The sequence below is a fragment of the Pseudomonas brassicae genome, from assembly GCF_010671725.1.
In the GTDB taxonomy this organism is placed as follows: domain Bacteria; phylum Pseudomonadota; class Gammaproteobacteria; order Pseudomonadales; family Pseudomonadaceae; genus Aquipseudomonas; species Aquipseudomonas brassicae.
In genome coordinates this window covers 1-16,106 of record NZ_JAAHBU010000069.1, presented here as the reverse complement: position 1 = coordinate 16,106, position 16,106 = coordinate 1, and the positions used below count along the sequence as shown (strand labels likewise).

At 64.0% G+C, this 16,106-nt stretch carries 10 protein-coding genes and 4 pseudogenes; 5 read left to right on the top strand and 9 right to left on the bottom strand.

Annotation, left to right across the window (positions count from 1 at the left end; genetic code table 11):
- Positions 1-76: 76 nt before the first annotated feature.
- Positions 77-400: a DUF2025 family protein gene (locus G3436_RS06110; protein WP_163942470.1), complete on the bottom strand. Its 324-nt coding sequence runs from the start codon at positions 398-400 to the stop codon at positions 77-79.
- 192 nt (positions 401-592) lie between these two features.
- Between G3436_RS06110 and G3436_RS06105 the strand changes: the two genes are divergently transcribed.
- Complete coding sequence (locus G3436_RS06105) at positions 593-1,825, top strand: GAF domain-containing sensor histidine kinase (RefSeq protein ID WP_163942467.1); 1,233 nt, start codon at positions 593-595, stop codon at positions 1,823-1,825.
- 29 nt (positions 1,826-1,854) lie between these two features.
- On the opposite strand, the pseudogene G3436_RS06100 reads toward G3436_RS06105, so the two are convergent.
- The 6 genes and pseudogenes from G3436_RS06100 to G3436_RS06085 form a co-directional block, all read right to left on the bottom strand.
- Positions 1,855-2,711: pseudogene (locus G3436_RS06100) on the bottom strand (efflux RND transporter periplasmic adaptor subunit).
- A gap of 11 nt (positions 2,712-2,722) precedes the next feature.
- The gene (locus G3436_RS06095; protein ID WP_163942464.1) at positions 2,723-2,929 is read right to left on the bottom strand and encodes a DUF1656 domain-containing protein; all 207 of its coding nucleotides are present in this window, start codon (positions 2,927-2,929) and stop codon (positions 2,723-2,725) included.
- Entirely contained in the window at positions 2,916-4,904 is a 1,989-nt protein-coding gene (locus G3436_RS06090; protein ID WP_163942461.1) for an FUSC family protein, read from the bottom strand. Before G3436_RS06090 ends, G3436_RS06095 begins: the two co-directional genes overlap by 14 nt.
- Before the next feature lie 201 nt (positions 4,905-5,105).
- A complete protein-coding gene (gene ccoM / locus G3436_RS28210; protein WP_279538565.1) occupies positions 5,106-5,222 on the bottom strand; it encodes a cytochrome c oxidase subunit CcoM in 117 nt (38 codons plus the stop codon).
- A gap of 133 nt (positions 5,223-5,355) precedes the next feature.
- Complete coding sequence (locus tag G3436_RS26980) at positions 5,356-5,517, bottom strand: hypothetical protein (protein WP_178116334.1); 162 nt, start codon at positions 5,515-5,517, stop codon at positions 5,356-5,358.
- Positions 5,518-5,586: 69 nt separating this feature from the next.
- Positions 5,587-5,916 carry an aspartate-semialdehyde dehydrogenase gene (locus G3436_RS06085; RefSeq protein ID WP_163942458.1) on the bottom strand — a complete coding sequence of 110 codons (330 nt, stop codon included), beginning with the start codon at positions 5,914-5,916 and terminating at the stop codon, positions 5,587-5,589.
- A gap of 311 nt (positions 5,917-6,227) precedes the next feature.
- On the opposite strand from G3436_RS06085, the gene G3436_RS06080 reads away from it, so the two are divergent.
- A complete protein-coding gene (locus tag G3436_RS06080; protein WP_163942455.1) occupies positions 6,228-6,674 on the top strand; it encodes a decarboxylase in 447 nt (148 codons plus the stop codon).
- Here G3436_RS06080 and G3436_RS06075 read toward each other — a convergent pair.
- Positions 6,668-7,356: pseudogene (locus G3436_RS06075) on the bottom strand (M949_RS01915 family surface polysaccharide biosynthesis protein). The gene G3436_RS06080 and the pseudogene G3436_RS06075 sit on opposite strands and share 7 nt — an antisense overlap.
- Positions 7,357-7,472: 116 nt before the next feature.
- Here G3436_RS06075 and rapA point away from each other — a divergent pair.
- On the top strand, positions 7,473-10,319 hold the full coding sequence (gene rapA / locus G3436_RS06070; protein WP_163942453.1) for an RNA polymerase-associated protein RapA: 2,847 nt from the start codon (positions 7,473-7,475) through the stop codon (positions 10,317-10,319).
- 261 nt (positions 10,320-10,580) lie between these two features.
- A pseudogene (locus G3436_RS06065) lies at positions 10,581-12,832 on the top strand (putative bifunctional diguanylate cyclase/phosphodiesterase).
- Here the strand turns inward: G3436_RS06065 and G3436_RS06060 are convergent.
- On the bottom strand, positions 12,732-13,619 hold the full coding sequence (locus tag G3436_RS06060) for an NAD(P)-dependent oxidoreductase (RefSeq protein ID WP_163942450.1): 888 nt from the start codon (positions 13,617-13,619) through the stop codon (positions 12,732-12,734). The pseudogene G3436_RS06065 and the gene G3436_RS06060 sit on opposite strands and share 101 nt — an antisense overlap.
- A 201-nt stretch (positions 13,620-13,820) precedes the next feature.
- On the opposite strand from G3436_RS06060, the pseudogene G3436_RS06055 reads away from it, so the two are divergent.
- Positions 13,821-16,006: pseudogene (locus G3436_RS06055) on the top strand (hypothetical protein).
- Positions 16,007-16,106: the final 100 nt, after the last annotated feature.

The window sequence follows — 16,106 nt, the reverse complement described above, 5'->3', positions numbered from 1 at the left end:
AGCTCCCACAGGGTAATGCAGCGCATGCCTACTCTGTGGGAGCTGGCTTGCCAGCGAAAGGGCCGGCATGCCTTACTCAGGCGCGCAACCGACGCTGCGCGGCAATCTCCGGCAAGTCGCGGCGGCGCAGGTACACCCGCAGCGGTTCACTGACGTTCAAGCGCTCATCCACATTCTGCGCCAGCAACACCTCGATCAGTTCACGGCGCAGGGTCATCACCTCGCCAGCGCCGGCCTGCCACACGAATTCATTACTGGGGATGATGCTGTCATCGGCCACATCCATGCCGAACGAATCTTCGCTGAAACGCACGATATGCCGGCCAAGCTTGTGATTGAAACCGACAAAGCCCTTGAGCTGGTCGGCCGCGGCGCAGATATCCTGGGAAGTGATGTGCATGTCAAACCTCACTGAGGCATCCCTGTGGATGCGGGGTGAACGGAATGCGCACGCGGGCGGGAAGCCTCAGGCTCCCCTCTGTCGGAGAAGCTCGGCAGGCAGAGATTACTGGAAATACACCCCCGCCTGACAAGGTTTTTTTCGCTAGACTGCCAAGCAACAACGACTTGCCGCCAGCCATGTGGACGCTCCATGAGTACTGCAATTACCGCCGACCTCGCCACGATTGCGCGGATCAACGCCGTGCCAGCCATTCTCCAGGTGATCTGCGAGACCACTGGCATGCGCTTCGCTGCCGTGGCCCGGGTCACCGACAGCAACTGGACCGCCTGCGCCGTACTCGATCGGCTGGGCTTCGGCCTGGACGTGGGCGGCGAACTGGAGCTGGCCACCACCCTGTGTCACGAAATCCGCAACAGTCATCAGACCATCGTGATCGACAAAGCCAGCGAAGACCAACGCTACTGCAACCACCACACACCGCGCATCTACCAGTTCGAAAGCTATATCTCGGTGCCGGTGTTCCGCTCCGATGGCAGTTTCTTCGGCACCATCTGCGCCCTCGACCCGGCGCCCGCCAACCTCACCGGCAGTGCCATCCAGCCGATGATGGAGTCATTCGCACGCCTGCTGACCATCCAGATCGAGAGCGAGGAGGTGGCCCAGCAAACCGAAGCGGCGCTGCAACAGGAACGGGCCAACGCCGAACTGCGCGAGCAGTTCATCGCGGTACTCGGGCATGACCTGCGCAACCCCTTGTTCGCCATCACCGCGGGGGCCGAACTGCTGGTCAAGCGCCTGGGCGACGCGCGCGCGCTGACCATTGCCCAGCACATCCTGACCTCAGGCCAGCGTGCCACGCAGCTGGTACGCGATGTGCTGGACTTCGCCAGAGGCCGCCTGGGCAACGGCATCATGGTGACGGTGCAGCCCTGCCCCGACCTGGATACGGCGTTGCGTCACGTCGCCTCGGAGCTGCAACGGGTCCACCCGCACCGCCAGATTCGCCTGCACATAGGCGACCTGAGCGGTGTTCAATGCGATCGCGAACGGGTCACGCAGCTTCTCTCCAACTTGCTGGCCAACGCCCTGCACCATGGCGATGCGCAGAGCCCGGTGGACGTTTCGGCGCGAATCGACGGGCATTCGTTCATTCTGGCCGTACACAACCAGGGCCCACCGATCGGTGCCGATGTCATGGCGCAACTTTTCCAACCCTTCTCGCGCCCACTCGCCGGTACCCCGCAAAGCGGGCTCGGCCTTGGGCTGTACATCGCCAACCAGATCGCCCTGGCCCACGGCGGGCACATGGAAGTGGTGTCCAGCCACGAAGCCGGCACCCTCTTCAGCTTTTTGTTGCCACTGGATCGAGCGGCCCTGCCAGCGCCTGCGCCAGCCAGCACATCACCGCTCCATACAGGTTGATCAACTTCAGCCGCGGCCCGGGCCGCGGCTCATTGCTCCTGCACTTGTACACTGGCGGTCATGCCGGCACTCAGATTGATGCCGGCCGGCACCTCGTCGAGCTGGATGCGAACCGGAATACGCTGGGCCAGGCGCACCCAGTTGAAGGTCGGTTCGACTTCGGCCAGCAGTTGGCTGTCGGGGGTGGCATTGCGGTCGGTGATGCCGCGGCTGATGCTCTGCACACGGCCCTGCATCGGCTCGCCGGCACTCATCAGCCAGACCTTGACTGGCGCGCCGACCTGGATGCGCGGCAGCTTGGTCTCCTCGAAATAGGCCTGGACATAAAAGGTCGAGTCATCCACCAGCGCCATCACCGCCTGCCCCGCATTGATATAGTTGCCTTCGGCCAGGCGCAGGTTGGTGATATGCCCGTCACGCGGTGCCTTGACCTGGCTGCGCGCCAGGTTGAGCGCCGCCACCTTGACCTCGGCCTGCGCCTGGCGCAGTTCGCCACGGGCCACGGCTGCGTTGATCTGGGCGTTTTCGCGCAGCTCGGCACTGATCGCCTGCGGCCCCAGTGCGGCACGCCGCGAGGCTTCGTGTTCACGCAGACGCAGTTGCTGCTGGCGGGTTTCGGCCACCGCATTGGCCTTGTCCAGGGCCGCCTCGAAGCGGTCCTTGTCGATCGACATCAACAACTCGCCGGCCTTGACCTGCTGGTTGTCATGCACCTTGAGTTCGCGCACCCACCCCGACACATCGGCGCGACGATCACCACATCGGCGCGGATCTTCGCATCACGGGTCCAGGGCGTCAGCATGTAATAGCGCCACAGCTCCAGGCCGGCGAACACCGCCACCGCCACCAGGCACAGGGTTACTGCAACACGTACGTAGGCACGCATGGTCAAGCTCCTTACAAAGGCCCCAGCACGCGGGTGATCAGGCTCAGAATACACACGAACAGGGCAGTATCGAACAAGGCTTCATGCCATACCCAGCGCCCCAGTGGCGTGAAGCGCAGCAACAGGCGCACCACACCGGTGACGGCCAGCGCCAGCAGCGCGTAGATCAGAAACGGGCTGAGCAGTACCCCGCCCAGCGCCCATTCACGCAACCCCATGAATCTCCTCCTGCCGTTGGCACCATTTGGCCCAACTGCGCTGCAGTTGCAGCACCGCGCCCACCGCCAGGCGCAGCGGGTCGCTGGACGGCAGTTGCTGCAGTGCCTGGATAAAGGTATGGCCGGCGGCATCGAGGCGCTGCCCGCGGCCAGGCCCCGGCCCCTGCGCCAGCACGCTTTCCAGCTGTTGCAGGTACTCGCGCTGGGCACGGTCGACGGGCACCTGCGCCACTTGCAGGCACATACGCAAGTGCAGCAGTTCGTCGCCGATGTCCAACCCGTGCACGCCATCGTCCCAGCGCCCGCGCTCCGCCTCCGGCAAGGCCGTGTAATGCCGCGCAAGCTGCAGCAGGCGGTCGGCCATGCGCCCGCCAAACCAGGTTTCGGCGCCGCGCAGGTCACGTCGGGTCAGGCGTACCAGGTCGCTCTGGGTCGCGGCGCGCAGGCGACGCCCGTGCCACGCCGGGTTGCGCAGCACCAGCAGCTTGAAGGCCAGCACCGCAGCCCCCACCCCCAGCAGCATGGCCTGGGCACTGTTGAGAAAGTTGGCCACATCGAAGGTCATGGTGTTGAGCGGGGCCACCAGCACGATTAAATGCAGGCAATAGGAGGTGGCGGTGGCACCGATTTTCGGGTTGGCCATGCCCAGTGCACCGAAGAACAACGGTACGCCCATGCCCAGGCACAACAGCGCGAAACCGCTCCATTGCGGCAACAGGATCTGGCCCACGAAGAAGGCCACCGGCACCGCCAGCAGGATGCCGCGCAAAAAGCTCATGCCGATCTGCGCACCGTTTTCACGGCTGGCGAACAGGCTGCAGACCACGCAGGTCAGCACCAGCCCGCCCGGTGCCGCCGACCACGCGGTGGCCAGCCAGAAGCTGGCCATGGCCAGGAACGCCAGTGCGCTGCGCGAACCGAACAGCAACGCCAGCGGCACATCGCGGTGCACCGCCAGGCGGTCGGGCAGGTCAGGCGGCGCCTTGCCCTGCTCTACCGCACGCAGGGCCAGGGTAGCGGCCATGGCGTTGTCCAGCAGCAGGGTCAGACGCGCCAGGCAGTAATGCTGTGACGCACTGTTGTGCTCTTCATGTGCGCCATCCCATACACGCTGGCGCAGTACCAGCAGCGCCGCCTGATCGGGCTCGGCCAGCGCCGCCTGCACCTCGGCCAGCCAGGGCGCCAGCGCCTGCGCTTCGCACTCGTCCAGCTGGCGCCACTGCCGGCGTACAGAGCGGGCGATGCGCAACAGGATCAGCAACTTCTGGCTCAACGCGCGAATAGCACGGGCGCGCTCGCGGCCCAGGCTGCCTTCGAACCAGGCGTGCTCGCGCTGGGCGTCGACGGCCACGATGCGCCCCAGAATCTCCAGCAGGCCTTTGCGCCCCTGCTCTTCGCCGGTCAAGGTTGCGCTGGCTGCCTGCAAGCCGCTTTGCCAGGCCTGGCGCGCCTGGCCGGCCAACTGCTGCTCGACCCGCATCGGCCAGACCAAGGCGCTGACCACGGTGGCGCAGATGATGCCGAGGCTGATTTCAGTGCACCGCGCCACCGCCTGGTCGAACACCAGCAGCGGGTGGCTGATGGCGGGCAAGGCAATGATCGCAACGGTATAGCCGGCCAGTACGAACGCGTAGGCCCAGGCGCTGCGCAGCAGGGTCGAACAGGCCGTGCACAGGGCCAGCCACAGCGCCAGCGCGAGCAGGAACAGCCAGGGGGTCTGGGCGAACAGGCCCATGAACACCACCGACATGATCGTCCCCACCAACGTGCCGAGCAGCCGCGCCAGGCCTTTTTGCAGCACCATGCCCGACAGCGGCTGGGCCACGATGAACGCGGTCATCAATGCCCAGGCCGGCTGTTCCAGACCCCAGCGCAACGCCAGCCACAGCGCCAGGCCACCGCCGAGCAGGGTCTTGAGGGCAAATTGCACCGCGAGTCGGTTGGGCGCCAGCAGGGCCTGCAAAGTGATGGGCACGGATCGAACCTTGGAAAGCGATGGAGTAAAGATAGACACAGAAAGGCAGGAAAGGTCAGGTGCAAATTATTAGCTAGCTAACTACTTATAGTCCAGAAGATTTTTCCCTGTGGTGCGCCGGGCCCGGGCAAATTCCAGGCAAAAAAAATGGGCAACCGAAGTTGCCCAAAATGCCTTGCGTGCTCGTGTAATCGGAAAGGATCAGCCTTGCTTGCGCTTGTTCGAATCCTTCCAGATGAAAAGTCCCAGGCCTGCGAAGAACAGCAGCATCAGGCCGACCGTCACAACGCCAGCGATAACCACATTATCGAAGAACATATCGGCCTCCATTTGCCTGCACCTGTCTGATGGGGTAACAGTAGCGAATGTGGCGGGAGGGAAAATTGACCGAGGTCAATGGCGCCCATCAACGGGCGCGGGAGGCGGGTACAGGATTGACCTGCATCAAGCTTCAGCGCTTCTTCGGCTTGCCCTTGGGCTTCTTCTTGCCTTTGCCCAGGGGCATGGCCTGCTCGAACGCCTGGCGTACTTCGTTCAGGCGCTTTTCATTGAGGTCGTGGACACGACGGGCGCGTTCGGCACCGAAGTCGATCAGGTTGTCGTCTTGGCTCATGCTCAGGCTCTTGGTAGGGGCAGCACAGCCTCAATGATGAAGGCTGTGGCGCGCGCTGAACAGTCCCGTTCAGACTTCGATGTCGACCAGCAGGCCCTGGCGCGGTTGCTCACCCATCAGCGGGGCTACCGGCACGGTATTGTCGGCATTCACCTCATCACCCGGCAAGGCCTGGTACAGCTCCTCGTCCGAGGTCTGGCGCCGCTTGCCCTGGCGGCGGCGCTGTTCATCGCGCAGCAATACGCCCGACTCCTGCGGGTCGCGCTTCTTGAAGTCGATGTTGCTGTCGGTGGCGCTGGGCTGAGCCGGTACCACCGGGGCAATGGTCGGCGGCTGGCGAACCGGGTCGTGTTGCGTGGTGACCGGGGCGGCACTGAGTGGAATGATGGGCGGCAGCATGGTTGTTGTTCTCCTGTCCCCACTGTGTCGGCGGCCAGCGGGCGGCCTTGAGCGGCGATGGCAAAAGTGTGGCACTGGTCACACTCAAGGGCAGGCCTGAGTATAGTACGCTGCGCCCTCAAACCTAGCCCATGGACAGGAGCGTTTTGGATGCCTCGCCCCCTCACCCTGCTAACCGGCGCCTGCCTGGCGGCTAGCTGCATCGGCGCGATGGCCGCGCCGCCACTGTTTGGCGGCTGGCGCAACCTCGCCACGACGGCCGAGGCCCCGGTACGCGAAGAAAACATGCCCTTCGCCATGCTGCCGTCGAGGTGGCCCGCGGTACTCGCCTGGCGCTGCTGGACGCGCGGCGCAAGCGCACCGTGTGCTGCCTTGAAGTGGTCAGCGTGCCACTGGAAGACCCTGTCCTCAGGCATCGCTTCGACCTGCCCGAGGTATGGATCACCGACCTGCGCAATGGCTGGGACCTGGAGGGTCGCCCGTATGCGCCATTGGTGTTTGCCCTGCAACGGCGCGATGCACTGCTCGACTACCGCTTTGCCGAGCACAGCTACGACCACCTGGGCGGCTTGCTGGTGCCTGCCCAGGCACAGATCACCCCGCTGGGCACACTGCAGCTGGGCGCGCGGCAATTCACACTGCACATCGACGAACAGGCCATGGCCAACGACAACGGCTCGCTGACCCGCTACACCCTGACCGACACCCAGGCACCGCAGCACACCTATACCGTGGACGTACCGTTCGCCACTTACTGATCGGGGTCGTCATCCTCGATCGCAGGCGCCGACTCGCTCCAGGGACGCTTGAGCACGCTGTTCCAGACCTTGTCCAGATGCTCGCGCAGCACCGCCGGTGCTTTTGCAAGCGTCGGGCCGTCTTCGCGCTCGCCGCCAAAGGCGTCCTCGCCCTCGGGCGCGATCAGTGACTGGCCGGTGATCACGTAGCTGGCCTGGCCCTCGCGCAGGTCCACCTGCAGGTCGTGCGGGTCGACACCGCCGCCGCAGAACGCGTGGCTGGCCACGGTCAGCTCGGCCACACCGTCGTTGTTCAGGTCGCTGGCGCCGCTCACGTCGGTATAGAAGCCCACGTCCAGGTCGAGCCCCGGGCAGGTGGTCTCGTTCTCGATGTTCCAGCGCGCCTTGAAAGGCTCGGCGTCGCTGCGCGGCCATACAGGGTGGCGGTGAGCACCACGCGGTCGACCTCCTGCCGGGTTTCCTCGTCGCTGACCTGATCGTCCAGACGGCTGAGCACCAGCACCGCCTCGCCGTCGCGATCACGAAAGTGCACATTCTGCACCGGGGTCTGCACGCCCAGGGCCGCCAAGGCAGATGGTTCCAGCGGCGCAAGCGGTTCGAAACCCTGCTGTTCGCAGGCACCGAGCAGCAGCAGGCCGCCCAGCAGGCAACTACGGTAAAACCACACGGGGTATTGGGGCATAGGTCGAGGCCTGTGGTGGCAAAGACGGCTTTCGTCGATGAAATCGCTAGACGCTTTGGTCTGCGCAGCCCTATCCGTTAAGATAGTCGCCTTTTGAATGGCGGGAGTCAGGCAGTATGGCGCAGCAGTATCAACCGGGGCAACGCTGGATCAGCGACAGCGAAGCCGAGCTGGGTCTGGGGACCGTTCTGGCACAGGACGGCCGCTTGTTGACCGTGCTCTACCCGGCCACTGGCGACACCCGCCAGTACTCCCTGCGCAATGCGCCCCTGACCCGCGTACGCTTCTCGCCGGGCGACCAGATCACCCACTTCGAAGGCTGGAAGCTGACCGTGCGCGAAGTCGAGGATGTCGACGGGTTGCTGGTGTATCACGGCCTCGACGGCCAGAATCAGGCCTGCACCCTGCCCGAGACCCAGCTGTCGAACTTCATCCAGTTCCGCCTGGCCAGCGACCGTCTGTTCGCCGGGCAGATCGACCCGCTGGCGTGGTTCTCGCTGCGCTACAACACCCTGGAACACACCAGCCGCCAGTTGCAATCGTCGCTGTGGGGCCTGGGCGGCACCCGTGCCCAACCTATTGCCCACCAGTTGCACATTGCCCGTGAAGTGGCCGACCGCATCGCGCCACGCGTACTGCTGGCCGACGAAGTGGGCCTGGGCAAGACCATCGAGGCAGGCCTGGTGATCCATCGCCAGCTGCTTTCGGGGCGTGCCAACCGCGTGCTGATCCTGGTGCCGGAAAACCTGCAGCACCAGTGGCTGGTGGAAATGCGCCGGCGCTTCAACCTGCAGGTCGCCCTGTTCGACGCCGAGCGCTTCATCGAAAGCGACGCCAGCAACCCGTTCGAGGACGCCCAGCTGGCGCTGGTCGCGCTGGAATGGCTGACCGAGGACGAAAAGGCCCAGGATGCGCTGTTTGCCGCCGGCTGGGACCTGCTGGTGGTCGACGAGGCGCACCACCTGGTGTGGCACGAAGACCAGGTCAGCCCCGAATACGCGCTGGTCGAGCAACTGGCCGAGGTCATCCCCGGTGTCCTGCTGCTGACCGCGACCCCGGAACAGCTGGGCCAGGACAGCCACTTTGCGCGTCTGCGCCTGCTGGACCCGAACCGCTTCCACGACCTGGCCGCCTTCCGCGCCGAGAGCGACAACTATCGCCCGGTGGCCGAAGCGGTGCAGGAACTGCTTGATGAGGGGCGCCTGTCGCCCAAGGCCCACGCCACCATCCAGGGCTTCCTCGGTGCCGAAGGCGAAGCGCTGCTGGCCGCTGTCAACGACGGTGACACCCAGGCCGGCGCCCGCCTGATCCGCGAGTTGCTCGACCGCCACGGCACCGGCCGCGTGCTGTTTCGCAACACCCGTGCCGCAGTGCAGGGTTTCCCGCAGCGCCAGCTGCATGCCTACCCGCTGCCGTGCCCCGACGAATACATGGAACTGCCGGTGGGCGAGCATGCCGACCTGTACCCGGAAGTCAGCTTCCAGGCCCAGGGCGACACCGACGACGAGCACCGCTGGTGGCGCTTCGACCCGCGCGTCGAATGGCTGATCGATACCCTCAAGATGCTCAAGCGCGTCAAGGTGCTGGTGATCTGCGCCCATGCCGAAACCGCCATGGACCTGGAAGACGCCCTGCGCGTGCGCTCCGGGATTCCGGCCACGGTGTTCCATGAGGGCATGAGCATCCTGGAGCGCGACCGCGCCGCCGCCTACTTCGCCGACGAAGAGTTTGGCGCGCAAGTGCTGATCTGCTCGGAAATCGGCAGTGAAGGCCGCAACTTCCAGTTCGCCCATCACCTGGTGCTGTTCGACCTGCCGGCGCACCCCGACCTGCTGGAGCAGCGCATCGGGCGCCTGGACCGTATCGGCCAGAAGCACACCATCGAGCTGCACGTGCCGCACCTGCAGAACAGCCCGCAAGAGCGCCTGTTCCAGTGGTACCACCAGGCGCTGAATGCGTTCCTCAACACTTGCCCTACCGGCAACGCCCTGCAACACCAGTTCGGCCCGCGCCTGCTGCCGTTGCTCGAAAGCGGCGACGACAGCGAGTGGGAAGCGCTGGTACAAGAAGCGCATGCCGAGCGCGAGCGCCTGGAGTCCGAGCTGCACAGCGGCCGCGACCGCCTGCTGGAACTCAACTCCGGCGGTGCCGGCGAAGGCCAGGAGCTGGTCGAGGCGATCCTGGAGCAGGACGACCAGTTCGCCCTGCCGATCTACATGGAAACCCTGTTCGATGCGTTCGGCATCGACAGCGAGGACCACTCGGAAAACGCCCTGATCCTCAAGCCGAGCGAGAAGATGCTCGACGCCAGCTTCCCGCTGGGCGACGACGAAGGCGTCACCATCACCTACGACCGCAACCAGGCGCTGTCGCGTGAAGACATGCAGTTCATCACCTGGGAGCACCCGATGGTGCAAGGTGGCATGGACCTGGTGCTCAGCGGCTCGATGGGCAATACCGCCGTGGCGCTGATCAAGAACAAGGCGCTCAAGCCTGGCACCGTGCTGCTCGAACTGCTCTACGTCAGCGAAGTGGTAGCACCGCGTGCCCTGCAACTGGGCCGTTACCTGCCGCCGGCGGCGCTGCGCTGCCTGCTCGACACCAATGGCAACGACCTGGCCTCACGGGTCTCGTTCGACACCCTCAACGACCAGCTCGAAAGCGTGCCCAAGGCCAGTGCCAACAAGTTCATCCAGGCCCAGCGTGACGTGCTGACCCCGCGCATCAATGCCGGTGAAGCCAAGATCATGCCGCGCCATGCCGAGCGCGTGGCCGAGGCGCAGCGCCGGCTGGCCGCCGAGACCGACGAAGAACTGGCGCGCCTGACCGCGTTGCAGGCGGTGAACCCGACGGTGCGTGACACCGAGATCGATGCCTTGCGTGCGCAACGCGAGCAGGGCCTGGCGATGCTCGACAAGGCGGCCTTGCGCCTTGAAGCCATCCGGGTACTGGTAGCCGGCTGACAAACCCCGTTGCGCCCTTCGCTGGCAAGCCAGCTCCCACAGGTACACCACTGATCTTCAGAACGGTGATTACCCTGTGGGAGCTGGCTTGCCAGCGAAGAGGGGCAACTGGTTTTAGAACCGAACGCTATGGTCTCAATCACCAATTCATTCAAGTCAAACTGCCATTAATCCCGATGGGTTAATGCTCTGTTCCTATACTCAGCCAGAACAGTCTCCACTCGCTGGGGGCCGCGTGCACACTCGACGAAGAGGCATGCTATGGAGTGGCTGGGGCTGCATGTGCTCGCCGAACTGCCGGCATCCGGGCAACTGATCCTCGATTGTCAGCATAATCCGTACCTGGTGGCGCTCGCGTACCTGGTCGCCTGCGCTGGCAGCTTCGCGACCCTGGACATGATCGAACGCATCAGCACCGCCGAACAGGCGCGGCCAGGCGCCAGTGGCGCGTACTGGGTACCTTCTGCCTGGCGTGCAGTATCTGGGGCATGCATTTCATCAGCATGCTTGCCTTCGACGCGGTGCTGGAAGTGCACTACGACGTGGCGCTCACCGGCACTTCGCTGCTGCTCATGCTACTCGCCGCCTGGGTCGCGCTGGACCTGCTCAGCCGCCCCCCGTCACGCCGCCATCACTATGTACTGGCCGCCGCGATCATCGGCCTTGGCATCGGTGCCATGCACTACACCGGCATGGCCGCCCTGCGCTCGAACGCACAGCAGTACTACCGCCCGGACCTGCTGGTGGCCTCGGTGGTCATCGCCTTCGGCGCCAGCCTGCTGGCCCTGTTGCTGGCGCGTTACCGGCGCGAGCGCAGCACGCTGTACAAGGCACTCGCCAGCCTGGTCATGGCCGGCGGCATCATCGCTACCCATTTCACCGGCATGTGGGCACTGACCCTGGTACTGCCCGAAGGCATGCCACTGCAACTGCCGATGAGCGACAACAGCCTGCAACTGAGCCTGGCCATCGCCTTCGTGGCGCTGCTGATCAGTGCCAGTTGCATCAGCGCCGCACTCTCGGACAAGAAGCTGCAGAGCAAGGAGCACGACCTGCGCCGGGTCAACATGTTGCTCAGCCAGCTCGACCAGGCTCGGGTATCGCTGCAGCAGGCCGCGCACTACGACGCCCTGACCAACCTGATCAACCGCCGCGGCTTCAACCAGGTGTTCGCCGAACGCCTCGCCGAGCAACGTGCCAATGGCGGCATGCTGGCGGTGATGTTCCTGGACATCGACCACTTCAAGCGCATCAATGACAGCCTCGGGCATGACGCGGGCGACCAGTTGCTGAAGGTCATCGCCGGGCACATCAAGGCCGCCACCCGCGGCCAGGACGTGGTGGCACGCTTTGGCGGCGACGAGTTCTGCATCCTCATCGGCCTGCAAGGCCGCGAAGAGGCCCGGCACCTGGCCCAGCGCATCATGCACAAAGTCAAGGAGCCGATCGATCTGGGCGGCCGGCGCATGGTCATGACCACCAGCATCGGCATCAGCCTGTTCCCCGACGACGGTGACAATTGCGATGAACTGCTCAAGCATGCGGACCTGGCCCTGTACCAGTCCAAGGGCAATGGTCGCAACAGCCTGAATTTCTTCAGCAGCAACCTCAAAGCCCGCGCCACCCTGGAACTGCAGCTGGAGGAAGAACTGCGCATGGCCCTGCTCGAAGAGCGTGGGCTACGCATTCACTATCAGCCGATCTTCGACCTGGACAGCGGCCAGGTGGCCAAACTCGAAGCGTTGATTCGCTGGCAACACCCGCAACATGGCCTGCTCAGCCCCGACCGCTTCCTCGGCATCGCCGAGGCCAACGGGCTGATCACCGACCTTGACCTGTGGGTACTGCGTCGTGCCTGCCTGGACCTGGCCCAGCTCAACCGCCACGGTTACGATCAGCTCAAGGTGACCGTCAACTGCTCGGCCCTGACCCTGGGCCGCGAAGAGCTTGCCAGCGAAGTTGAGGACGCCCTCAACAGCGCAGGGTTACCGGCCTGGCGCCTGGAGCTGGAAGTCACCGAGAACGCCCTGATGGGCAATATCCACAACACCATCGCCCTGCTGGAGCGCATTCGCGCCAAGGGCGTGTCGTTGTCGATCGACGACTTCGGCACCGGCTACTCGTCATTGGCCTACCTCAAGCGCCTGCCGCTGGACACCCTGAAGATCGACCGCTCGTTCATCCAGGACATCCCGCGCTCCGGCCAGGACATGGACATCGTGCAGGCAATCATCATCATGGCCCATACCCTGCACCTGAAGGTGGTGACCGAAGGCGTGGAAAGCGTCGAGCAGTACCAGTTCCTGCGCCAGCAGGGCTGCGATTTCCTGCAGGGCTACCTGCTCAGCCGCCCCGTGCCGCTGGGCGAGCTGCGCACGGTGCTCGGCGAGCTGAACCAGCGCAGCGAGGTGCCTAGGCCTTGTGGCGAAACAGTTCGACCAGGGTCGCTGGATCTTTTTCCAGATAGCCCTGGCTACCGTGCAGGCGCATCAGTTGCGCCGCCAGGCCGCTGATCGGCACCGCCGAACCCTGCTCGCGAGAAAACGTCACGGCAGTGTCCAGGTCCTTGAGCAAGGTTCTCACGTGCCACTTCACCGGCTCGAAGCGGCTCTCGGCCATTTGCGGCGCGAGTATCTGCAGGGGTCTTGAATCGGCGAAACCGCCTGCCAGCGCCTCGGCGATGAGGCCGGCATCGACACCGGACTGTTCGGCCAAGGCCACCACTTCGGCGATCACCAGCGCGTTGCAGGCCACGATCATCTGGTTGCAGGCCTTGGTCACCTGCCCTGCCCCGACTGCGCCCATGTGCGTGACACGTTGCCCCAGCACCTCGAGTACCGGGCGAACCCGTGCCAGGTCCGTCGCGTGGCCACCCACCATGATTGCCAGGCTGCCGGCCTCGGCGCCCGGCGTGCCACCGGACACCGGCGTATCCAGCCAGCGCATGCCACAGGCCTGCTCCAGCCGTGCGGCCATCTGCCGGGTGGCGGCAGGCTCGAGACTGGAAAAATCCACCAGCAACTGCCCGGCCGCCGCGCCTTCGGCAATACCGTCGGCCCCGAACACCACCTCTTGCACCACGCGGGTATCGGCCAGGCACAACATCACCACGTCCGCCGCCGCACACAGCTCGGCGGGGCTGCCAGCCTGGCGTGCACCTAGCGCCACCAGCGGCGCGCACTTGTCGGGCGAGCGGTTCCACACGGTCAACGGGTAACCCGCCGCCAGCAAGCGCCGACACATCGGCAAACCCATCAGGCCGATGCCGGCGAACCCCAGGGAAGGTAGTGCAGTGCTCATGACGACTCCAGGCTGAATTAAAGAAGTTGACGAAGCGGGCGATATTTATTGATCAGGCGTAGCAGGAAAACCCTTAGAGGGTTCTAGGGCAAGACCCTATCGCTCACGCCAAAGGCGCACTGATACAGTCGCGAAACTTATCCAGTGATGGCTCGATGATATCGACTTTTACCAGCCGTCCACCCAGGCAAATGGCGCAAAATGACCTCGAAGAACACTTCTGCCACCGCGGTTTCCGAACTGATGTCATCCTCCACCGCGCTGACCGCTCCGGCGCCTCGAGAATACTACACCCCACGTACGGCGACGCCGCAGCAGTACCTGTACTACACAGAGACCGACATCCAGCGCATTCTGGACAACCTCGATGGCCTGCGCGACCTGGTGTTTCCGCCCAGCGTACATGTCGAGGATGACACCCAGCTGCGCCTGGACCAGCAGTTTCCGTCCGTTTGCCTGATCGGCCTGGGCCTTGCGGCTCCAACATCGCCCTGGATGTAGCGGAGCTGGTATACAACGCACGCACCTTCTACCTCAACGAATTCAACAACGAAGACCGCGCTGGCAGCGAGCCGAGCTACAGCCCTGGCCGCTGGATCCGCAACAACCTGCGCCTGGTACAGAACAAGGGCGCCAAGCCGGTGTTCCTGGTCGAGCCGCTGGTGATGCTGGGCGACCTGGACAAGGACATCGCCGGGCGTATCCGGTTTTCGCGCAAGGGCGAAAAGAGCGGCTTTCTGCGCGACTACAGCAAGATGAAGATCATGGACCTGTCCGAGGTGCATGCCGGTGGCGCCGGTAACGCGCCGATCCTGGGCCAGTACCTGGCCAAGATCATCCTCAACAAGGAAACCCAGCGCTTCTCCAGCGCCGACTGGAAGCTGATCCACTCGTACCTGATCGACTCGTGCGGCATCAAGGCCAACCAGTCGCGGCTGTACTTCTACATCTTCAGCGCCGGTGGCGGTACCGGTTCGGGCATGGCCTCGGAGTTCGGCCTGGCCCAGCAGTATTCGTACATGAACAAGACCTTCGACACCAAGCCGGCCGACGAGAACGACGGCAAGAGCGGGCATTCGTTCGTGTTCGAGCCGATCTTCACCAGCGGCATCTGCGTGCTGCCGAACATTTCCGACCACCGTAGCGAGATGTCCGAGGCACTGCACATCAACGCCGGCCGCTTGCTGTGCAAGTACCTGTCGGAGGAATGGGACTTCTCGTACAACTTCGACAATGAAGACAGCAGCGAAGCCAGCGTGATGGGGCGTATCCGCCCGTGGAACGCGATGATGCTGATCTCCAACGACATCATGCGCTACGCCGAAGAGAACGATGACGGCAACATCCAGGACATTGACGTCAATGCCATGGAGAAGCACGCCAACCAGTACATCTCGCAGCAGATCTTCAACATCCTCACCGCCCAGGCAGTGACCACCGACTACGACCAGAACTACTTCCGGCGTGCCGGCATCGACATCGGCGAGACCATCCGCCTGGATGCCAACGACCTGTTCATGAGCCTGGCTGGCCCGGTGGCGATCGCCTATGCCGAATCGGTGGTACCGGAACAGCCGGCACCAGGCAGCGACAAGTTCAAGGTGTTCGAGAAGGAAAAGCCGCAGCTCAACATCGATGACCTGTTCTTCCGTTCCATCGACCTGCCGCACTTCAACAAGGTGACCCAGGCGATCGAAGGCATCAGCCTGCTGCCGATCGAGTCCAAGCGCTACCGCGCGGCGCTGGAGCAATACAAGGCGTCCGGCTATGACGCCGCGGCGCTGCACGACCTGCACTTCTTCAAGAACTGCTCGTCGGTGGTGTCGATCGTGTCGCTGCCCAAGGACTACAAGCTGTCGTACATGGACCTGAACCGGCTCAAGACCCACCTCAACAGCCTGTTCCCCAACACCACCCTCAAGCGTTACGCGCTGGTGATCGGTGCCTCGGCGAACCTCTCGCTGACCACCCTGATCGCCAAGAGCCCGTGCCTGTCGGACGACTTCCTGACGCTGATCGTGGCGTTCATCAAGCGCTGCTTTGCGCGCACCCCGTACCGCTTCGATGACACCCTGGACAACGCCATCCTCGACTTCATCACCAGCGAGGCGTTTGACGAAGACCGTATCGATGACCTGCTCAACGAGTTCGAGAACCCGGCCAAGATCCTCGATACCAACTGGTATGCGATCAAGCCGATGTACGAGAAGAAGTACCGTGAGCTGATCAACGACAAGAGCAAGTTCGTGTCGATCAACGATATCCGCCTGTCACGCGAATGCGTGAAGAAGGCGGTGAAGTACCTGCGCGAGATCTACCGTCACCGCATTGGCAAGACCCGCGTGATCTCGCTCAACAGCCACACCGGCAAGACTGACTACGAATAAGTCTCCCGGGGCGGCCGCGGTGCGGCTTTTCGCTGGCAAGCCAGCTCCCACAGGATACCCACCGGTTTTGAAAACAGTGGAGTACCTGTGGGAGCTGGCT